The 19,358-nt window shown below is 67.7% G+C and carries 17 protein-coding genes and 2 pseudogenes; 11 read left to right on the top strand and 8 right to left on the bottom strand.

What is annotated here, in order from left to right:
- Window positions 1-29 precede the first annotated feature (29 nt).
- On the bottom strand, window positions 30-872 hold the full coding sequence (locus ACL03I_RS13830) for an NAD(P)H-binding protein (protein WP_355070642.1): 843 nt from the start codon (window positions 870-872) through the stop codon (window positions 30-32).
- A gap of 73 nt (window positions 873-945) precedes the next feature.
- On the opposite strand from ACL03I_RS13830, the gene ACL03I_RS13825 reads away from it, so the two are divergent.
- The 5 genes from ACL03I_RS13825 (at window position 946) to ACL03I_RS13805 (ending at window position 5,824) form a co-directional block, all read left to right on the top strand.
- Window positions 946-1,524, top strand: coding sequence for a TetR/AcrR family transcriptional regulator (locus tag ACL03I_RS13825; RefSeq protein WP_355070644.1), 579 nt, complete (start codon window positions 946-948; stop codon window positions 1,522-1,524).
- Between the two features lie 102 nt (window positions 1,525-1,626).
- Window positions 1,627-2,280 (top strand): PadR family transcriptional regulator, encoded by a 654-nt coding sequence (locus tag ACL03I_RS13820; RefSeq protein WP_355070646.1) that lies wholly within the window; start codon window positions 1,627-1,629, stop codon window positions 2,278-2,280.
- Window positions 2,281-2,394: 114 nt separating this feature from the next.
- On the top strand, window positions 2,395-3,348 hold the full coding sequence (locus ACL03I_RS13815; RefSeq protein WP_356961727.1) for an esterase/lipase family protein: 954 nt from the start codon (window positions 2,395-2,397) through the stop codon (window positions 3,346-3,348).
- A 677-nt stretch (window positions 3,349-4,025) separates the two neighbouring features.
- The gene (locus ACL03I_RS13810) at window positions 4,026-4,604 is read left to right on the top strand and encodes a TetR/AcrR family transcriptional regulator (RefSeq protein WP_355070650.1); all 579 of its coding nucleotides are present in this window, start codon (window positions 4,026-4,028) and stop codon (window positions 4,602-4,604) included.
- A complete protein-coding gene (locus tag ACL03I_RS13805) occupies window positions 4,601-5,824 on the top strand; it encodes an NADH:flavin oxidoreductase (RefSeq protein ID WP_355070652.1) in 1,224 nt (407 codons plus the stop codon). Before ACL03I_RS13810 ends, ACL03I_RS13805 begins: the two co-directional genes overlap by 4 nt.
- Before the next feature lie 162 nt (window positions 5,825-5,986).
- Here ACL03I_RS13805 and ACL03I_RS13800 read toward each other — a convergent pair whose 3' ends face one another.
- The 3 genes and pseudogenes from ACL03I_RS13800 to ACL03I_RS13790 all read right to left on the bottom strand — a co-directional run.
- Window positions 5,987-6,271: a hypothetical protein gene (locus ACL03I_RS13800; protein WP_412806189.1), complete on the bottom strand. Its 285-nt coding sequence runs from the start codon at window positions 6,269-6,271 to the stop codon at window positions 5,987-5,989.
- Between the two features lie 173 nt (window positions 6,272-6,444).
- Window positions 6,445-6,789: a hypothetical protein gene (locus ACL03I_RS13795; protein WP_412806188.1), complete on the bottom strand. Its 345-nt coding sequence runs from the start codon at window positions 6,787-6,789 to the stop codon at window positions 6,445-6,447.
- A 121-nt stretch (window positions 6,790-6,910) separates the two neighbouring features.
- Window positions 6,911-7,060: pseudogene (locus ACL03I_RS13790) on the bottom strand (hypothetical protein); the annotation flags it as partial.
- A 275-nt stretch (window positions 7,061-7,335) separates the two neighbouring features.
- On the opposite strand from ACL03I_RS13790, the gene mbp1 reads away from it, so the two are divergent.
- Window positions 7,336-7,581: a microaggregate-binding protein 1 gene (mbp1, locus tag ACL03I_RS13785; RefSeq protein ID WP_355070654.1), complete on the top strand. Its 246-nt coding sequence runs from the start codon at window positions 7,336-7,338 to the stop codon at window positions 7,579-7,581.
- A gap of 85 nt (window positions 7,582-7,666) precedes the next feature.
- On the opposite strand, the gene ACL03I_RS13780 is transcribed toward mbp1, so the two are convergent.
- The 3 genes from ACL03I_RS13780 to ACL03I_RS13770 form a co-directional block, all read right to left on the bottom strand.
- Window positions 7,667-9,898, bottom strand: a complete 2,232-nt coding sequence (locus ACL03I_RS13780; protein WP_412806146.1) for a hypothetical protein — start codon at window positions 9,896-9,898, stop codon at window positions 7,667-7,669.
- A gap of 189 nt (window positions 9,899-10,087) precedes the next feature.
- A complete protein-coding gene (locus ACL03I_RS13775) occupies window positions 10,088-10,315 on the bottom strand; it encodes a hypothetical protein (protein ID WP_355070658.1) in 228 nt (75 codons plus the stop codon).
- Window positions 10,316-10,561: 246 nt separating this feature from the next.
- Window positions 10,562-11,776, bottom strand: a complete 1,215-nt coding sequence (locus ACL03I_RS13770; protein WP_412806145.1) for an acyl-CoA dehydrogenase family protein — start codon at window positions 11,774-11,776, stop codon at window positions 10,562-10,564.
- A 160-nt stretch (window positions 11,777-11,936) separates the two neighbouring features.
- Here ACL03I_RS13770 and ACL03I_RS13765 point away from each other — a divergent pair, with 160 nt between their 5' ends.
- Together ACL03I_RS13765 and ACL03I_RS13760 are read left to right on the top strand one after the other, a co-directional pair.
- Window positions 11,937-12,797, top strand: a complete 861-nt coding sequence (locus tag ACL03I_RS13765; RefSeq protein ID WP_412806144.1) for a TetR family transcriptional regulator — start codon at window positions 11,937-11,939, stop codon at window positions 12,795-12,797.
- Window positions 12,798-12,980: 183 nt separating this feature from the next.
- Complete coding sequence (locus ACL03I_RS13760; RefSeq protein ID WP_355070664.1) at window positions 12,981-13,922, top strand: alpha/beta fold hydrolase; 942 nt, start codon at window positions 12,981-12,983, stop codon at window positions 13,920-13,922.
- A gap of 12 nt (window positions 13,923-13,934) precedes the next feature.
- On the opposite strand, the pseudogene ACL03I_RS13755 reads toward ACL03I_RS13760, so the two are convergent.
- Window positions 13,935-15,466, bottom strand: a pseudogene (locus ACL03I_RS13755) (acyl-CoA synthetase).
- 523 nt (window positions 15,467-15,989) lie between these two features.
- On the opposite strand from ACL03I_RS13755, the gene ACL03I_RS13750 reads away from it, so the two are divergent.
- Genes ACL03I_RS13750 through ACL03I_RS13740 form a run of 3 tightly spaced genes read left to right on the top strand, consistent with a single transcriptional unit; the run spans window position 15,990 to window position 19,339 of the window.
- On the top strand, window positions 15,990-17,612 hold the full coding sequence (locus tag ACL03I_RS13750; RefSeq protein ID WP_412806143.1) for a VWA domain-containing protein: 1,623 nt from the start codon (window positions 15,990-15,992) through the stop codon (window positions 17,610-17,612).
- Between the two features lie 9 nt (window positions 17,613-17,621).
- Window positions 17,622-18,209 (top strand): hypothetical protein, encoded by a 588-nt coding sequence (locus ACL03I_RS13745; protein WP_412806142.1) that lies wholly within the window; start codon window positions 17,622-17,624, stop codon window positions 18,207-18,209.
- Window positions 18,206-19,339 (top strand): hypothetical protein, encoded by a 1,134-nt coding sequence (locus ACL03I_RS13740; RefSeq protein ID WP_412806141.1) that lies wholly within the window; start codon window positions 18,206-18,208, stop codon window positions 19,337-19,339. The genes ACL03I_RS13745 and ACL03I_RS13740 overlap by 4 nt, the downstream gene beginning before the upstream one ends.
- Window positions 19,340-19,358: the final 19 nt, after the last annotated feature.

The raw sequence follows: 19,358 nt of genomic DNA, 5'->3' as shown, positions 1-19,358 counted from the left end.
CTCGCGACAGCGCAGCGCTCGGCCGAGCTTCAGGCGAAGGCCGCTCGATTGCGAGCCGCCCAGTCGGCGTATTTCGTGGCCGGGCGCCCGAGCACACGCGGCACGTCGGGGCTGATCCGCTGCTCGGCGGGTGTCGGCTCGCCGAGGATGGTCAGCGTGTGGTCGGCCACCGGCTCGGGCATGAAGTCGAGCATCGCCGAACGGGCCTGTGCCCGAGTCAATTCCACGAATCGGAGCGGCTCGCCGACTGCCGCGCCGAGTGCTTCGGCCTGGGCGCGCGGGGTAGCGAGCTCGGGCCCGGTCAGGGTGTAGACCTGTCCGTCGTGCCGGTCGTCGCGCAATGCTGCCGCTGCGACCGCGGCGATGTCGGCCGGATCGATCGAGGGAAGACCGACGTCGCCGAACGGTGCTGCGACCAGGCGCTGCGTGCGCACCGCGTCCGCCCACGCGTAGGTGTTGGAGAAGAATCCGGTGGGCCGAAGGAAGGTCCAGGCCAACCCGGAGTCCCTGATCGCCTGTTCGTAGGCGATGAGCCGGGCGTATCCCGCCGCGTCCGGTCGAGTGGCAACGCCCTGCGAGGACACGAAGACCACGCGCCGCACGCCTCCCGAGGCGGCGATTTTCAGCACCTGCTCTGGTTCCGGACCCGCCACCAACTGCTCGCCGGTGATCAGAAGAAACAGGGTGTCGGCTCCCGCGAAGGCGGGGGAGAGGCTTTCCGGCTCGCCCAGATCGGCCCGCACCGAGCGGACTCCGTCGGGCAGCGAAAGGTCCGCATGCCGCGCGACGGCTGTCACCTCCTCGCCGGCGTCCGCCAGCGCCCGCACGAGGGGCGCGCCGATATTCCCGGTTGCTCCGGTGACCACGATCATTGTGACTCCTTAGTTAGTTGGCTGACTAAAAAGACGGTAGCCGGTCATCGCCGCGCTGTCTACAGTTAGTTGTGTGACTGACTCACAGGCGAAGGCCGGATCGGGCAAGCGGGAGCGGCTGGTCGAAGCCGCGGTGCGGGTGTTCTATCAGCAGGGCGTGGAGAAGACGACGATCGCCGACATCGCGCGTGCCGCGGACGTTCCGGTCGGCAACGTCTACTACTACTTCAAGACGAAAGACCAGCTCATCGAGGCGGCGATCGGCTCGCACGCGCGCATTCTCGATGCCGTGATCGCCGCGAGCGACCGGCACGAGACGCCTTCGGGGCGGCTGAAGGCCCTGATCGCGGGATGGGTCGCCGATCGTGAGCAGACCGTGCGTTACGGCTGCCCGTTCGGCACTTTGTCCTCGGAATTGGACAAGCGGGGGGACGGGCTCGATACCGCGGCCGCCGAAGTGATGCGCGTGCTGGTGGATTGGGCTGAACGGCAGTTCGCCGCGATGGGACGCGCGGACGCGAAGGAGCTCGCGATCGCCTATGTCGCGGCGTATCAAGGAATTTCCCTGCTCACCAATACTTTTCGGGATCCCGGACTGATGGTCGCCGAAGGGGCGCGGCTGTCGCGCTGGATCGATTCGCTGGTGAGCTGACCTCCAGCTGGGCGCGGATGCCGAAACCGATCCTTGCATTCGATGCATTGCCGATATATCGTCGATAGCATGATTCGAACACGAGAGCCTTGGGAGGCTGACATGGAACACCGAGAACATCGAGAATTCGGCCGGCGTGGCCGCGGGCCGGTGCCCGGTCACGAGGGCTTCGAGCACGGGCGGCGCTTTCGCCGCGGCGGACGTCACGGCTTCGGCCCGGAGTTCGGGCCTGGCTTCGGTCCCGGCTTCGGGCCAGGCTTCGGCCCGCATTTCGGACGCGGACGCGGACGCGGCGGCCGGGGTAGGCGTGGTGACGTACGCGCCGCCGTGTTGTTGCTGCTCGCCGAGCAGCCCATGCACGGTTACGAACTGATCCAGCAGATCCGTGGGCGCAGCAACGACATCTGGCGGCCGAGCCCCGGATCGATCTACCCCGCGCTGGCGCAACTGGAGGACGAGGGCCTGGTCCTCATCGAGAAGGTCGCCGGGCGCAAGACCGCGAAGCTCACCGAGTCCGGCACCGAGTACGTCGCCGCGCACCGGGACGAGCTGGGCGATCCGTGGGCGGACGTGCAACAGGACGTCGGCGCACAGGCGATGGACCTGCGCGCACTCGTCGGACAGCTGATGGGGGCGGTGGCCCAGGTCGCGGCGGCAGGCACCCCGCAGCAGGCGGCGCGGGCGGCGGAGCTGCTCACCGAGACCCGCAAGTCCCTTTACCGCATCCTCGCCGAGGACGAGACCCCCGAGAAGTAGGGGAGGCGAAACACCCCTATACCGCGCGCATTTCGAGCCGATCAGAGGGATCATTGTGAGATGCGACAGTCGAGCCGAGCGGGAACTTGGGGCGTTTCACACTTGCGTGGTGCCGTGCTGGCCTTCGTGGTGGCCGGTGTGGCCGCGCTCGGCCCGGGCGTGGCGTCGGCCGAGCCGCTCGGCTTCCGCCCGCCCGACGTGCCGACGTACGCCGCTCCACCGCAATCGGACCACCTGGCCGCCGCGTGGTATCAGAAGAGTCATCCGAACGCGGTCCCCAGCGGTACCAACGATTTCGGCTGCGTGCCCAGCGCCCGGCATCCCCGTCCGGTGGTGCTCGCGCACGGGACCGACTCCACAGCCTATTCCGACTGGTCGGGGATCGCGCCGCAGCTGACCGCGGCCGGATTCTGCGTGTTCGCGCTGAACTACGGCGGCAAGCCCGGAGCGCACAGCTACGGCACCGAGGATCTGGTGCTCAGTGCCTACCAGGTCGGTGCGTTCGTCGATCGAGTGCTCGCGGCGACCCACGCGGACAAGATCGATCTGGTCGGGTTCTCGCAGGGCGCGAACGTGACTCGTTACTACGTCAACAAACTGGGCGGTGCGCCGAAGGTCGAGCAATGGGTCGGCCTCGCATCGCCCAGCTACGGCGGTGTGATGTACGGGCTGGTGCCGGTCGCCGAGGCGATCCCGGGCGCTCTGCAGGCGTTCGCTCAGGTGACTTCGCTCGCCGCCGTCCAGCAGGTCGAGGGGTCGCCGCTCATGCTCGATCTCAACGCGGGTGGCGACACGGTGCCCGGGGTGCGGTACGTGACCGTCGGCAGCCACGTCGACGAGATGATCCAGCCGTTCGAGAACATCGCGCTGCGCGGGCCCGGCGCGCGGAACATCGCCCTGCAAGACCTGTGTCCCGCCGATCTCACGGGGCACTTCCACATGGTGTACGACCCGTTCGTGCAGGAGTTGCTGCTCACCCTGCTGGATCCGGGCAGCCCGGCGCCGGTGTGCAGGCCGGTCCCACTCGGCACCGGTATCCCGGAGGTCATCATCGCGGGTCATTCCTGACCGCAACCGCCCGCGGCGCCTGGTTCGCGGCTGTGGGGCGCCAGAGCGCGGTGATCGGACTCGGATCCGGTACCTCGATACAGGCACGCCGAGGCAGCGGACCGCCTGCCGGAGGCGTACGCTGTGCCCACCGCCGAGTGGCCGGGCCGTGTCGCCGAGTCCGCCCTGTGTTCGCCCGTGTGCATTCGGCACGCGTACCAGCTGACGCCGAAGCGGCTGAATCCGGTCCGCTGACCGCGACGCGGCCGGTGTGAATACCAGACGCTGCGCTACACGGGCGGCGGCGCTGCTCGCACTGCTCCCGGGTATCGGCGTATTCGGAGGCGATCATGTGCCACGGCTGATCCGAGGGCCGCCCAGCGGCTTGAATTAAGTGCGGACAAAAGCGCCGGACCGCTTGCCGCGACCTGGCTCGACCGACGCCGTGCCGACGCACGTCTGCCCGCGTGCGAGGTCGACGCGAAGCTCATCGACTCGGCCCGCTGTGCGTGACACCTTCGCGCTGTGCTCGCGGCCGGGTGTGACGACCTGGTGACGTGCAGTGAAACCCTGCGTTCTATCGGCTTTCGTCCACCACTTCTGGTATCCAGGGCGCAGCTCGGCGCGGTATCGGCTCTTGCGTGAACAAGTTTCAATCAATGATTGAATCAACGATGGAAACGTGCTTGACTTGGCGCATGCCGAAACCGGTCTCCGAAGCCGCGACCACCCGCGATCGTCTGCTGACGGCCGCCGAGCGACTGCTGCTGGAAGGCCGATACGACGAGGTGTCCGTGCGGGGTATCTGCGCGCAGGCAGGAGCGAACCCGGCGGCGGTGCACTACCACTTCGGGTCGAAGGACGCCCTTGTCGCCGCGTTGCTCGAGGAGCGTTTGGGTCCGGTGTGGGCGGACCGGTTGGCCGCTGTCACCGGTGGGCACGGGTCGATCGCCGAGGTGGTCGATGCGGTGATCGAGCCGTTCGTCGAGTTGGCCGCCGATCCGGTGGGCCGGTTGCACCTGAGGCTGCTGGCGCAATTCGTCCTCGGCAGGCAGGTGACCGAGTGGCGGCAGCCGTGGTTCCGGATCGATGCGTGGGTGAGCCTGTTGCCGGGCCTGAGCGAGCGCGAGAGCAGGCGCCGGTGGATGTTGGCGTTCGACCTCCTCATCATGCGATTCGGCAGTGCGGAGCACCGAGAGATGTCGCAGGAGGCGGTGGCCACCCTCCGGGAATTCGTGGTGGCCGGATTGACCGCTCCGACAGGAGAGAAACAATGAACGACGTATTCGCACCCGCCCAGCTCGGGCCGATCACCCTGCGCAATCGGGTGATCAAGGCCGCGACCTTCGAGGGCCGCACGCCGGACGCGCTGGTGACCGACGACTTGATCGAGTTCCATCGCGAGGTCGCCGCCGGTGGCGTCGGGATGACGACCGTGGCCTATTGCGCGGTCGCTCCCGGCGGCCGGACCGACCGGCATCAGATTTGGCTACGCCCGGAAGCGGTGCCGGGGCTGCGGAGGCTCACCGAAGCCGTGCACGGTGCGGGTGCCGCGGTGAGCGCGCAGATCGGCCATGCCGGACCGGTGGCGAACGCGGCCTCCAACCGAGTTCCGGCGCTGGCGCCGAGCCGGATGTTCAGCCCGCTGTCGATGCGGATGATGCGAAGCCCGGACGAGAACGGGATCCGCGAGCTCGTGGCCGCTCATGCCGGCGCGGCGAAGCTGGCCGAGGAGGCGGGTTTCGATGCGGTGGAGATCCATTTCGGGCACAACTATCTGGTCAGCTCGTTCCTGAGCCCCAAACTGAACCGCCGCGCGGACCGGTACGGCGGCAGCTTGGCGAACCGGGCGCGGCTGGCGCGTGAGATCGCCGCCGCGGTAAGGGAAGCCGTGGGCGGCAGGCTCGCGGTGACCGCGAAGCTGAACATGGAAGACGGAGTGCGGGGCGGGCTCACCGTGCCCGAGTCGATCCAGGTCGCCGCGTGGCTGGAAGCCGACGGCAGCCTGGACGCGCTGGAACTGACGGCGGGCAGCTCGCTGCTCAACCCGATGCTGCTGTTTCACGGTGACGCCCCGCGGAAATCTTTCGGCGACGTTCTTCCGGTGCCCGCGCGATGGGGATTCCGTATGGTCGGCAAGGCATTCCTGAAGGAGTATCCGTACCGGGAGGCGTATCTGCTCGAGCGCGCACGGCACTTCCGCAGGGAATTGTCGATGCCGCTGATCCTGCTGGGTGGCATCACGAATCTGGACACGATGCGGCTCGCGCGGGCAGAAGGCTTCGAGTTCGTCGCCATGGGCCGTGCGCTGCTGCGGGAACCGAATCTGTTGCGACGCATCCAATCGGATGCGTCGACGCGGTCGGCGTGCGTGCACTGCAACGAGTGCATGCCCACGATCTACACCTGTACTCGCTGCGTATTCCGTCCTGGTCAGCCGCGCGAACCCGTAGAGCTGACACTGTCGGGCATCGGCGGCGCCGGCACGCAGCAATAGGCGGCCGCTGATCGACCGGCACCGTGTCTGCGAGGGGCAGTCGAACGCGGGCCGTTTGACCGGATGGCATCGCCGTGCCAGAAGGGGCTGAAGAAGCGTGTACGTGACCGAAACGCGAATTGCGCGTGGGCAGTGGGGAGGAACCCCACTTCCTTGCGGCGATCAGTCGTGGTACGCGTAGAGGATCGCGCCGTCGCGGGAGAGGACGGCGCGGATCGCCTCATAATCGGCGGGCGTCAAGGAGGCACGGCGCTGTTTCCAGAAGGACAAACTCGCCGCCAATCCGGGATCCGCGGTGCCGTGACGGCGGCAGTACTCGGCGAGCGCCACCCGCAAGCGCGGCGACGTCGCGGGGTGCGCGGCGAGGTCGATCAGGCTGGTCAGCGTCGCGCAGGCGGACACGTAGTCGCGGGCCGCGGCGGTCGGGCTCTTCGTGTGCTGGTTCATCGTCCTCTGGTGTCGTGACCGTCGGGGCTCGGTACAGTGCGGTTGTTGCCGAAAGCGCTTGCGGCGGAGGAGATTCGCGTGGGCATCAGGTCGGGCCGCGCGCCCACGTTGGCACGCGCGGGGGCACCCGTGCCAGCCGGGAACCGCTGGATCGAGCGTGCGATCGGATCTTTCTATCGGCGATCCGCGTTGAGCGCGATCTCGAGGTCGACTTCGATGATGCCCTCGCCGGGCTCGTCGGCGACCACGGTCGGCGCGATCGCGCCGGTGGCGCGGTAGGTGCGGCGGGGGATCAGCCGTCGCAGCCCCAGCCGCACCCGTCTGGGCCCGTGTCCGGGCCGTAGCGCCAGTTCGAGGGCACTGCCGTCGGTCACCGCCTTGGCGACCAGGACATCCGTATGAGGCGCGATGCCGAGAATCGGTCCGGTCCGCCACTCGGGCGGCACCGTTGCGCGAATGAGATCGCGCAGGCCGTCGGGCCGGTTGAATCGGGTGAGCGTGTGGTGGGCGTTGGTCACTGTCGAGACTCCCGCGAGCGCCGGGTGCCGTTGCGCTCGTCGACTCGGTACCGGGTCGGGCATGGACCAGGGCGTCGGCGAGGTCGGATTCGCCCATCTCGGCGGCGGCGGTGGCGACAAAGATTTTCGTCATCCCGTCACCGTTGATCACGTTGTAGTTGCCGAGGTCGACGCGGGCGCGTGAGCTGCCGCGCAGGCGCGCATCCCGCCCGTCGAAGTCGATGAAACGATCGCGCAGCGTGGTCCAGGTGTCGCGCGCGAGGTCGGGCATCATCGCGTTGAGCCAGGCCACCACGCCCGCGTCGTAGCCGAGCACGGGCCTGCTGATGGCGATCCCGTTGCCGATTCCGGAGTGCAACGACCGGGAGCAGCGGCTCACGATGACGCGGTATCGGCAAGGACCGAGCGCGAGCACCCCGCTGCGCTGACCCGTCCTGCCTGCGGGAGAGCGTGACGCGCGAACCGAACTTCGTCGCTCCGGATTCGAGGCCCGTCTCCCGGGTATGCGCCAGATGTCAGCTTGTTCCGATATTCCAGGAGGTTGTTGTGGCTGAACATGGAAGCGGTGCTCGCGAGGGCGTCGAGGGCGTCGTCGAAGACGCCAAGGGCAAGGTGAAGGAAGCGGCCGGTACCGTCACCGGTCATCAGGACCTGAAGGACGAAGGTCGCGCGCAGCAGGACAAGGCGGAATCGCAGCGCGAGGCGGCCGGGAAGGAAGCCGCGGCCGAGAAGGCGCGAGCCGAAGCCGACGTCGACGAGGCCCGTCAGTCCGCCCATCAGCACGGGCGGTAATCACGCGCGGGTTCGTCCCATCGGAGGTATCCGCCGCCGTCAGCAGAGCTGGCGGCGGCGGACCGGCGTCATGGGCCTGCTTCGCTCAGTCGCGGTGAACGATGACCGTCACGGACCGATCGGGATGCGGGGTGCCCGGGCCGCCCCGCACGGCGAACACGTCAGCGGGCTTCCTGGACCTCGGTAGCTTGGCCAAGAGAGTGAACTGGTCATCGAGTGCGGTGCGCATCGCGTCGACCAGAGCGCGGTCCAAACGAAGCGTGCGCAGCGAGGCGTAGACGTCCACCCAGGTCGGCAGCGCGAACGAAGCATCGATCCAACTGTGCTGGTCGGGCAGGTAGACGGTGAGAATCGGCGGATCGTTGTACCCGAGCCCGGGCCAGGAGTCCACCGACTGACCGGCCACTTGCATGACGAAAGTCAATGCCTCGGAACGTAATTGCAGCATGCCCCGTTTGACGGCATGGCGGGGGTCATCGCTCCATCCGCTGACATCGAACCGCCTGCAATCGATCACGGTGCGGCGGGAACCCCAGTGCTCGGAGAACCACCGGCGGATCTCGCGATTCCATTCGAGAGCGGCCAGTATGTCGACACCTCCCGCCTGTGCCTGCGTCAGATCGGGAACCTGTTCGGCGATTTCCGTCATATCCAACGCGGCCTCGGGCTTCGGGTAGCGCCGTGCCAGCCGCACCGGCGATTTGTGTCGTCGGCTGTGTCGGCCGAGTCCTGCGAAGGCGGCGTAGTGGATATCCCAGCCCTGCGGATGGTTGGTCGGCGGCGGTAGGTCGACGGGGCGGCCCGCGACCAGTTCGTCGGCGATCCGATTGGCCACTGCGGCGTCGCCGTAGTGGGTGCGCAGCAGCCGCAATGTGCACACCGCGGCGAGTACATCGATGATCAACGGCGGGTAGCTCGGTACGTCCAAGACGAGAGTGGACGGGGGAAACAACGGCTGGTTCGGTTCGGAACGATCCTGTTGCAGATTGCGCGACGACATTGCTCGGTCGACCGAGATTGTCTGCTGCCCAGAGACGTCCGCCACGATACGTCCGCGAAGGAAATCGGAGTGGTCCAGCAGATACTGGGTCAACTCGACCTCGCGTCGACACCACAGGCTGGCGGTGTAGGTCTCGGACCGCACCCTGGCGATCGCCGGTGTGGCGGCGAACAGACGCCACACCATGCCCGTGTTGGACTCGCCGGTGGGGACGGTCATCGCGTCGATGGCCACGTCGGGGGCGCGCCACAGACCGAGTTTCATCAGTTCCGGCTTCGTGTCGCCGGACCGATGGCTGAGCGCCAGGGAAGGCCGTGGCCACCACGGGGCGATGGCGGCGAACGCGAAGGTCGCCACGTCGGCGAGCCGGACATCCCGCCACGGATGAGTGGCGGCGGCTTCTAGCCAGGCCAGAGTCCGCAGTCCCAGGGCACAGCGGCGCAGGACGCACAATCCCAGCGCGCTGACCGGGCGATCCCTGCTGATCAGATAGCCGATGGCGTCCATGATCGGCGGACAGACCAGCAACCTCGCGAGGATGCCGACGGCTTCCCGCAGCCGCTCCGGTTCCAGCTCCCGCGTCAACCAGAACCAGTGGTCTCGCCACTCGAGTGATTGTCCTTGTTGCGTGGGTACCTTGATCGGCAGCCCGTCGGGCCACGTCGCGCAGTAGAAGGTCTCGATCGCTTCGGCGAGATCCATTCGCAAGTGGTGTGTCTGCTCGAAAGCACCCATCGCTTGGTCGACCCGGCGGATCGTCACGTGATACAGCAGATCCGCATCCGTGGAGGGCGCGCGGAACATGCTCGAAAAGGTGTTTCCGACGATAGAGCTGAGCCACGCGCGGATGAACTGCGATTGCAGGCGGGCTTGTGACGCTTCCTCCGTACTCGTTCGCTGTAGCTCATCCGACAACGAAATCAGCTGGGCAAGACTGTATTCGCGATCGTATTCGAGTGGGCCCGCCTGCGCGAGGACGTCATCGAGCGCGGCCGAGCTGGTCGAACGGCTCACACCGGGTGGAAACAGGTCCCATTCCGTCGCCCCGAAAAGCGGCCAGTCGTCGAGCGCGCCGCGGTGGGACCAGGTCTGGTAGGCGAGCGGGAGCGGTACCCCCTCGATGGCGTGCCGCACCCCGTGGGCGACCCAGTAGTCGTGAGGCCACGGCTCGGTCCACAGAATCGTCGTGTCGTCGCCGAATTTCCGATCCAGCCACTGCCACCACGACTCCCACAATTCGGGATCGATTCGCCGGACCGCCGTCCGGAACCACGCGTAGGCTCCGGCCGCCACCGCCGATGCCTCGGATCGCGACATGTCTGCCTCGAATACGGTTGTCGTGCAGATCGATTCATCCGAGAATACGGTGCCGCGCCCGAATGCGGCAGCCGATGAGACCGTCGGTAGCGCGGTCGCGGCCGGTGCGGGGTCGGCGGCAAACCTGTGGGCATCGCGGGCGGGCTCGTATCGATAATCGGGGTGCGCGGCAGCCCGGCGAGCCGGCGCCTAGGCGTACGGCTCGACGGTGAGCACGTACTCGAGCCTCGTGAGTCGCTCGGCTGTCTCCAGCGACGATGTGATGACCAATCGGTTGGCGCCGCCGTCCTCGACGACTTCCGCGCCGGATCTCCGCAGCCAGTCGAAGAACTCCGAACGGATTGCCGTGAGAACGGTGTCGTCGCCGAGGTCACCCGGAGTCAGGAGGACGAGGTATCGGCGGTCTTGCGCTGGCATGCGGCTCTCCTTCGATCATCCCGGGGACTCGATCGGATCAGGGCGGCGGACCCTTTCACTGGCGAACTGCCGCCCTCGGATGCCTAGGCGGAGTCACGAAGTCCGCATGTTACGCGGATACTCGCTCGCTGGATCGCACGCGCGGCCGATCGACCCGGCAGCGCTCGGAACCGATTCCGTCCGGCGAGCCGGAAGTGCCGCTCGTCGGGGACGAACGGCCTGTCCGGCGTAGATCCGCGCAGTAGATCAGCGCGAAGACCCGTCGGCCACCGCCCGGCGGGCCGCGCTGACCGCACGCTTGGCAATGGCCCAGCGGTGCACTTCCGAAGGCCCGTCGTAGATGCGGAAGGGCCGTACTTCGCGGGAGAGGCGCGCCAGCGGGAGGTCGTCGGAAACACCGAGCCCGCCGCACAACTGAATGCTGCGGTCGACGATGCGGAAGATCGCCTCGGCGGCGAAGGTCTTCGCGATCGAGGTGGCGTTGCCCGCGTGCTCTCCGTTGTCGAGTTCCCAGCAGGCGCGTACCAGCAGTGCGCGGGTCGCGGCGATGTCGATCTCGTTGTCGGCGATCATCTTCTGCGCCATGCCCAGATCGCCGATCCGGGAACCGAAGCCTTCACGCTGGGCGACCCGCTCGACGGCGATGTCGTGGCCTCTGCGCGCCGCTCCCAGCCAGCGCATCACGTGCGTCATGCGAGCCGGACCCAATCGCACCTGGGCGTATTCGAAGCCGCGGTCGACAGCGCCGAGCACCGCCTCGTCGGGGACGAACATGTCCTCGAAGAAGACTTCGCAGTGTCCGCCGATCATGGCGCGGTCCAGCGTGGTGATATGCCTGCCCACGCGCAGGCCCGGGGTGTCGGCGGGCGCCAGGAACATCGTGGCCCCGCCCCGCTGTCCCGGTTCGCCGGACGTGCGGGCCATCACGATGAAGAAGCCGGCCCCGTCGGCGCCGGTGATGAAGTGCTTGTGGCCGTTGATCCGCCAGCCGCCGTCGACGGGGACGGCCCTGGTGGCCAGCGCCGCCGGGTCGGAACCGGCTCCGGGCGCAGGCTCGGTCATCGCGAAGGCCGAGCGCACCTCGCCGCGGGCGAGCGGTTCCAGGTAACGCGACTTCTGCTCCGCGTCGGCGATGTGGGCGAGCATGTGGACGTTGCCCTCGTCCGGCGCCGCGATGTTGAGCGCCGTCGGGCCGAACAGCGAGTAGCCCGCCTCCTCGAACACCGGCGCGCGATCCGACATCGACAGGCCGTGGCCGCCGTACTCGACGGGCGCGTGCGGCGCGAAGACCCCGGCCTCGCGCGCGAGCTTGTTCAGCGTGACGCGCAGTCCGTCGCCGCCCGCGGCGGTGATGTCGCCGAGGTGCTCGTCTTCGATCGGCAGCACCGTCTCCCGCACGAACGCCCGGGTGCGGTCGATCAGCGCCCGAACGTCGTCGGAATAGGTCAGTTCGATCGGCATCGCGCATTCCTCCTCGACATCCAGCGCCTCGTCCGCGGACCGAACGATCGCTCTGTCTGAACACTGTTCCACTGGGCAGGTGCGGTGTCAAAGAAGGTGATTCATGGAGGTTGTCCCCGCGCGAATAGTGGATGTCTGATGTTCAGCTATTCTGAACAACATGCGAAACGAGCCTGTGGCGCCGCACGAGGCGATCCGGCACGCGCGCCGCGCCGCGGGTCTGTCGCTGCGCGAAGTGGCCCGCCGTCTCGAGGTGAGTCCGGCGACGCTCAGCGCCGTGGAGACGGGAAAGACCGGAATCTCGATCGCCCGGCTCACTCGCTTGTCCGATGTGCTGGGTGTGCCGGTCGCTCATTTGCTCGGCGGCACCTCTCCCGCGGCGCGCCCGAGCTCCGATCGGGCCGATTCCGAGCGGGATGAGCAGGGTGACTGGCGCGAGTTCGCCCCGCTGGACGTCGACCCGGTGCTGGCCTCCGCCCTCGCGTCGTTCGTAGAGATCGGCTACCACGGCACGACCGTGCGCGCCATCGCCCGGCGGGCTGGTACCAGCGTTCCCGGCCTCTACCACCATTATCGCGACAAGCACGACCTGCTGGTCCGCATCCTCGATCTGACCATGGACGAACTGCACTGGCGAGTGCGCGCCGCCCGCGCCGAAGGCCGCGACAGCATCCACCGGGTGCGCCTGATCGTCGAAGCGCTGGCCTTGTTCCACACCCACCGCCGCGACCTCGGTTTCATCGGCGCCAGCGAGATGCGCAGCCTTTCTCCGGGGGAACGCGCGCGCATCGCCCGCTCCCGCCGTGATATCCAAGCCCTCCTGGACGACGCGATCGCCGAGGCTCATGCCGAGGGCCGCATCGCCAATTCCCAGGTTCGGGCGGCAGGTCGTGCCATAGCCACCATGTGTACGGCCATCCCCCAGTGGTTTCGCGAGTCGGGCCCGGCGACGCCGGAGGAAGTGGCCGCGCAATACGGGGATTTCGCCCTGGGTCTGCTCGGGGTCGATCCGGTGCGTTAGCCGCATATTCGCGGCTTCGCCCCCGTCCTTCGCCGGTGGCCGAACAACACCCCGGCGAACAGTCCCACCTTGGTGGTGATCGGCATACCCCTTGGGGATCGGAGCCCAGCACTCGGGGGCCTGATGGCGGCGGTGCATACGGCGGAAAGTAGGACGAGTACCGCCAGTGAACCGGAGCAGCCCATGTCGACTCTCAGCACAATCGCCGCCACGGAGGAACGGCGTGCCACGGTGTGGACCGAGGACGGCGCGGCGCTCGCGGTTCGCGAATACGGCCCGAGAGACGCGGACCTCACCGTCGTCCTGCTGCACGGACATTGCCTGCGCAGCGAGTCCTGGACCTACGTCCGCGACGAGCTGCTGCGCCGCTACGCAGGCGCTCGGATCGTCTGCTATGACCACCGCGGCCACGGCGAGTCCGCCGCCGCGCCCCGGCGGACCTACAACATCGACCAGCTCGGCCGGGACCTGCGCGAAGTTCTCGATGTCGTCGCCCCGACCGGGCCGGTCGTCCTCGTCGGCCACTCGATGGGTGGTATGACCGCGCTGACCTACGCCGGTCAGAATCCGCACGAGATCGGCACCCGCGTCGTCGGAGTCGCCCTTCTCGCGACCGCCTCGGGCGGTCTCACCGACGCTGGGTTCGGCCGTCTGCTGCGCAGCCCGGTCGTCTCCGCGTTCCAGGCGGCCGTCCGACTCGCGCCGGGGGCGATGCACCACGCGAAGCTGCTGGCCTGTCAGCTGTTCGCCCCGCTCGTCCGTACCGCGGAATTCGGTGATCGCAAGGTGAGCCCGCGGGTGCTCGCCCTCGCCAACGCGATGCGCAACGAGACGCCGATCGTCACGATGGCGAGCTTCTTGAGCGACCTCATGGTCTACGACCGGACCGAGGCTCTCGGGCTTCTGTCCCGGATTCCGACGCTGGTGCTGTGCGGTGGCGCCGACTTGATGACGCCCCCGTCGCATTCCGTCGCGATGGCCGCCGCGGTCGAGTACTCGGACTTCGTGATCGTCGAGAGCGCCGGACACTCGGTGATCCTGGAGCAGCCCGGGCTGGTAGCGGAGGCCGTCGCGCGCCTGATGACGCGCGCGGGCGAGGCCGCCGACCTCACCTACGTCGCGTAGCGGCCGGAAACCTCACAGGTATCGCTGGCGGAGTTTGCCCTTGACCAGCTTCCCGGTGGGGGTCCTGGGCAGATCGTCGGCGAAGTCGAAACTGCGCGGCACCTTGTAGTGGGCGATGCGGTCGCGAGATACTCGCGCAGCTGCGTGGCCAAGGCGGGGCCGGGCTCGGCGCCGGGGGCCGGTTGGACTACGGCCTTGACCGATTCGCCCATCTCCTGGTCGGGCACGCCGATCACCGCCACGTCGAACACCTTCGGGTGCAGGGCGAGGGCGTCCTCGACCTCCTGCGGGTAGATGTTCACGCCGCCGGAGATGATCATGAAAGCCTTGCGGTCGGTGAGGAACAGGTAGCCCTCCTCATCGACGTAGCCGATGTCGCCGGTGGTGGTCCAGGTCGGGTGGTCCGGGTGGACCGCTTCGGCGGTCTTAGCTGGGTCGTTGTGATAGGCGAAGGGGGCCTCATCGCGTTCGAAGTAGACGGTGCCGATCGCGCCGGTGGGCAGCTCCGCGCCGTCGTCGCCGCACACCCGGATGGTGCCGAGACCGGCCGTGCCGACCGAGCCGGGCTTGCGCAACCACTGCTCGCTGTCGATGAAGGTAGCGCCGTTTGCCTCCGTCGAGGCGTAGTACTCGTGCAGGATCGGGCCCCACCAGTCGATCATCGCCCGCTTCACGTCGACGGGACACGGAGCGGCCGCGTGCACGGCGACCCGCAGGCTGGACACGTCGTAGCGGGCGCGGACGGCCTCGTCGAGCTTCAGCATCCGGACGAACATGGTCGGCACCCATTGGCTGTGGGTCACGCGGTAGCGCTCGATGGCCGCCAATGCCTGTTCGGCGTCGAACTTCTCCATGATCACCAGCGTTCCGCCGAGCGCATGGACCACGCCGCCGAAACGCAGCGGCGCCGCGTGATAGAGCGGGGCCGGGGAGAGATAGACGGTCTCGGTGTCGAATCCGTAGAGGGGGCCGAAGATCGCGGTGTAGGTGTCACCGGGCGCGTCACCGACCTGCCGTTCGGGCAAGGGTTGTTTGATGCCCTTGGGTCGTCCGGTGGTGCCCGAGGAATACAGCATGTCCGCGCCGCGCGGCTGGTCCGGGAGTGGCTCGGGCGTCGCCGCGGCCTTCGCCTCCTCGTAGGACTTGTATCCCGGCACCGGGCCACCGAAGGCGAGGCGGAGCTCGACCGCGGGAGTCTCCGGGACGATCCGCTCGGCGGCGTCGGCGAGACCGGCCGATACGATCAGCGCCCTGGCTCCGCAGTCGTTGACGATGTAGCTGATCTCGCTGGGCGACAGATGCCGGTTGACCGCGGTGATGTAAAGCCCGGTTCGCAATGCCGCCCAATACACCTCGTAGATCTTCGGGTCGTTGCCGGACAGCAGCGCGACGTGATCGCCCTTGCGCAGCCCCGCGTCGTACAGGTGCCGGGCCAGTCGAACCGAGTTCTCCTCGAGCTCCCGATAAGTCAGCGCTTCACCGGTGTCGGCGACGACAACAGCCGGTTTTTCTGGGAATCGGTCGACGTGTGCGCCGGGGTACATGCGGCTCCTCGGTGGAACGGAGCGGTCGGTGTCCGACCGCCCGGGCCTGCGCGGGACGTCCGGATTCACGGCCGTGCCGGCATCCCTGGCGTCCCGCAGAGCGGTTGCTCTGCCACCGACGATAGCTGAAAGTAAACGGTGGTTCTGGTCTATTCATCGGAATTCGCCCGGGCGCGCTCAGCGCCGGTCGCCGCGGGTGCGATGGGCTGCCGCCCGGCCGGACACGCTCGCTCGCGGGAGGGACACCGGGGCAGCCGCCTGCCCGTCGATCAGGACATGTGCCACGCTCACCCGCGTGCCTCGCTCGAGCCGCACGCCGGCGCGGCTGCGCGGGCGAACTCGGCTCCACCCGAGGAACCCGCGCCGGGATCGAGCAGACGACGTGCCGATGCGCCCTGAAGGGTGCGGTTCTCGGGATCCGCGATCGCGGCATGGACGAGGATTCCCCTGGACGTTACTGGTAGTTCACCGTTTCCGCCGTCGGCTGCGTTTACGATCGCGTCATCGAGGGGAAGGTGGCGAATTGCCGTATCGCCGCACATCAGTGCTTGCCGTAATAATTTTCACACTCTGTGGTCTGCTGTCGGGTTGCGGGGAGGATCGCAAGTCCGGACCTGTCCGTGCGTACAACGCCGATGCGAGGGTGCTGAACATCGTGGCGGGCTCCGAGCACGACGCGGTATTCGAGCAGGTCGTGCAGCCGTGGTGCCGGGACCAGAAGCTGACCTGCACCATGACCCGCCTGGGATCGGTGGATCAAGCTCGGCTGCTGGAGTCCGGCGACGCGCCATACGACGGATTCTGGTTCGCCAGCAGCGTCTTCCAGCAATTGGGTGATACCGCACACCGCCTGCAGCAAGTGCAACCCATGTTCAGCACGCCACTGGTATTCGCAGGTCCGCGTAGCGAGTTGGACGCGCTGGGATTCACCGGGCGGGAGGTGGGCGTCGAGGAGATCCTGGCGGCGGTCGAGGCGAAGAAGACCACGACGTGGATGACGAATCCGACCCAGTCCAATTCCGGCGCGACCGTGCTGCTGGGCTTCCTCAACTACTTCGCAGGCAACGATCCCGGTGTGCCGCTGACCCGGCCGCAACTCGATTCGGAGCAGGTTCGTGCTGGGATAACGCGTCTGACACGGGCTTTCGGGAAGACGCCGCCGTCCACCGGGCTGCTCATGGACGAATGCCTGGCCGCACCGCAACAGTGCAAAACGATGTTCACGTACGAGGATCTGGTGATCGAGCGCAACCAGCAATTGGTGCGGGCGGGTAAGGAACCCCTGTACGCCATCTACCCCAAGGGCGCACTCGCGATCTCGGACGCGCCGCTGGGATTCCTGCCGCACGGCGACAATCCGGAGAAGCTCGCGAATTTCCGCGAACTACAAGACTTCTTGCTTTCGGCGGATACCCAGCAGCGGCTGGTGCAGTTGGGGCGGCGGCCGATCACCAGCATCGGGCTGTCGCTGCCGGGCGCACCGCGTGCGGTCTTCGATCCAGCCTGGGGCATCCGCGCGACGATCACCGAACAGCCGATCACGTATCCGGCTGCTCCGGTCATCGACGCCGCGCTGGAGAACTACCAGACCGTCTACCGCACTCCCACCGACCTGGTCTACTGCATCGATGCCTCCGGCAGCATGGCCGACAACGGCGGCTGGGACGGGGTGCAGCGGGCCGTGGACCTGCTGTTCGATCCGGTGCAATCGAAGAAGTACCTGCTCCAGATCGGTCCGCGCGACCGCACGGCGGTGCTGCTGTTCAACCAGAGCACGGCCCCCGCGCGATGGACCAGCGGCAATGCGGCGCCGGACCTGCGGAGCCTGCGCGACGCCGTTCGCGCCCGCAAGCCGGGCGGCAACACCGGCATCTACCGCTGCCTCGACGCCGCCGCCGACCAGTTCACCGGTGCGGCCGACCCGGAACGAAAACGTCTCGTCATCCTCATGACCGACGGCGCCGACACCGAAGGCGGCCGAGGCCTCGACGACATCGCCCGCACCGGAGTCCCGGTGGTGGTCATCGGATTCGGCTCCGCGGTGCAACAGGACACGCTCCGGACGATCGCCGAGCGCACCGGCGGGTCGTATATCACCACCGATGATATGGTCGCGGCGTTGCGCCAGGCCACCGGTTACCGGTAGGAGGGGCCGGTGCCGAGTAATGCCGCCGTGATCGCGGCGCTGGTCGTGCTCGTTCCCACTTTCCTCGGTCTGTACGCCGTGCTCGGATCGCCGGTCGGCGCGGCGCTGGTCGCGGTCGGCGTAGCCGTGCTCACCGGCCTCGCCGGGCAATCGGTCGCTGTCGTCACTCGGCGCGGTCGGCTGACGCGGCGCGTATCGAAGACCAACCGCCGGGTGGCGACACTGGCCGCGCGCGTCACGGATGCCGACACACGCGTTGCCCTGCTGCGAGCCTGTGGCACCATCCCACGCCTGCTCGATCGCACCGAGACCGTCGATCCGGCAAGCCTTTCCATGACCTCGCGCAAGCTGCTGGACTACCTGGTCAGTGTGGAATCGGCGCTGCGGCGGTACGTCGAGATCCAGGACCACAGGTCGGCCTATCGTGATGCCGAGGCGCTGCTGATCCGCAGCCGACGCACACTCGCCGGTTTCGAGGCTTTCGCCGCGCACAGCGCCGAACAAATCGGCGAGGCCGATCTGGCGTCCTTCTTCCGGGACCTGGCCCACCTGGAACTCATGAATCCTTTGCAGCTTCCCCCGAGTGAGGAGCGATGAACAGATCCCGCCTCCCCGTCCTCATCGCGATCGTGGTCGCCGTGACCGCCATCGCCGTTGGCGTCGTGGTGATCCGCGACTCGAACGACACTCCGGCCGCAGTCCAGCAGCTCACCTGCTCGGGCGGATCGGAGAAATCGTCGCTCATGGCCGACGGCGAAGTCCGTGCCGTCCTGCGCGACCGGTACGGACTCGAGGTGCGCTTCGACAAACGCGGTTCCTATGACCTGGCGCAGATACCCACCGAGCAGCTGCGCAATCAGAAGATCGACTGCCTGTGGCCGTCTTCGGCGAGTGCGCGCAGCGTCTTCGAGACATCGCACGACACCGCCGCCTTCCCGGACTACCGCGCCGAATCGGTGCTCGAGACGCCGGAAGTTATCTACGCGGGCGCGGCCGCGACCGACGCGCTGGTTCGCGCGGGCATCGTGGCGCGGCGCGACAACGCCTACTACATCGTCGATTTCAAGCGCTTGCTGCTCGACTTCGTCTTGCCCAAGCAGAAGTGGACCGCGCTCGGCGCGCCCGACCTCGCCGGTCCCATCCGGATCGCCAGCACGGATCCGAAGTCCTCGAATTCCGGATTCACGCTGCTGCAACTGGAACTGACGGTCATCGCCTCGGGCGATGTGTTCCAGCCGCCGACAGTCAGCGAGGCCAGGTCGGGACTGCCCGCCGTGCGCGGCCTCTACGACGCGCAGGGTCTGCAGTCCGACAGTTCCGACGGCGGTTTCCGGGAATGGCTCATCCAAGGAGCGGCCTCGTTGTACGCCGGATACGAGAACCAGATCCTGCAACAGCTGGTCGGCTACCGCGACAACGGCCCCGCCACCGAGGCGCTGCTGGCGAACGCCAGGCTGCTGTATCCGGACCCGACGATCTTCAACAGCAATCCGATCCTCGCCCTCACCGCTCCCGCGCATCGGTTGATCACGGCGCTCCAGGATCCGAAGATCCAGTCGATCGCCTGGCAGCGTTACGGTTTCCGCTCCGCCACCCAGCTCGGCGCAGCGCACGCCGCCGACTTCGCGCAGATCCCGTTGGCCACCCAGCCGCGCTCCACGACGCCCCCGCGGGCCGACATCACTCAGCTCCTGCTCGCCTGCGTCCGCGACAGCCAGTGCTCTTGAGCAAGGTTATTCCACCCGA

The organism is Nocardia sichangensis, assembly GCF_047200615.1.
GTDB lineage: Bacteria > Actinomycetota > Actinomycetes > Mycobacteriales > Mycobacteriaceae > Nocardia > Nocardia sichangensis.
This window is presented reverse-complemented; position numbering and strand designations above follow the sequence as displayed.

Bases quoted from the DNA above. Each gene is read 5' to 3' on its own strand.
- ACL03I_RS13830 (WP_355070642.1), bottom strand. From the start codon at position 872: ATGATCGTGGTCACCGGAGCAACCGGGAATATCGGCGCGCCCCTCGTG.
- ACL03I_RS13820 (WP_355070646.1), top strand. From the start codon at position 1,627: ATGGAACACCGAGAACATCGAGAATTCGGCCGGCGTGGCCGCGGGCCG.
- ACL03I_RS13810 (WP_355070650.1), top strand. From the start codon at position 4,026: ATGCCGAAACCGGTCTCCGAAGCCGCGACCACCCGCGATCGTCTGCTG.
- ACL03I_RS13805 (WP_355070652.1), top strand. From the start codon at position 4,601: ATGAACGACGTATTCGCACCCGCCCAGCTCGGGCCGATCACCCTGCGC.
- ACL03I_RS13800 (WP_412806189.1), bottom strand. From the start codon at position 6,271: ATGAACCAGCACACGAAGAGCCCGACCGCCGCGGCCCGCGACTACGTG.
- ACL03I_RS13780 (WP_412806146.1), bottom strand. From the start codon at position 9,898: ATGTCGCGATCCGAGGCATCGGCGGTGGCGGCCGGAGCCTACGCGTGG.
- ACL03I_RS13775 (WP_355070658.1), bottom strand. From the start codon at position 10,315: ATGCCAGCGCAAGACCGCCGATACCTCGTCCTCCTGACTCCGGGTGAC.
- ACL03I_RS13770 (WP_412806145.1), bottom strand. From the start codon at position 11,776: ATGCCGATCGAACTGACCTATTCCGACGACGTTCGGGCGCTGATCGAC.
- ACL03I_RS13765 (WP_412806144.1), top strand. From the start codon at position 11,937: ATGCGAAACGAGCCTGTGGCGCCGCACGAGGCGATCCGGCACGCGCGC.
- ACL03I_RS13760 (WP_355070664.1), top strand. From the start codon at position 12,981: ATGTCGACTCTCAGCACAATCGCCGCCACGGAGGAACGGCGTGCCACG.
- ACL03I_RS13740 (WP_412806141.1), top strand. From the start codon at position 18,206: ATGAACAGATCCCGCCTCCCCGTCCTCATCGCGATCGTGGTCGCCGTG.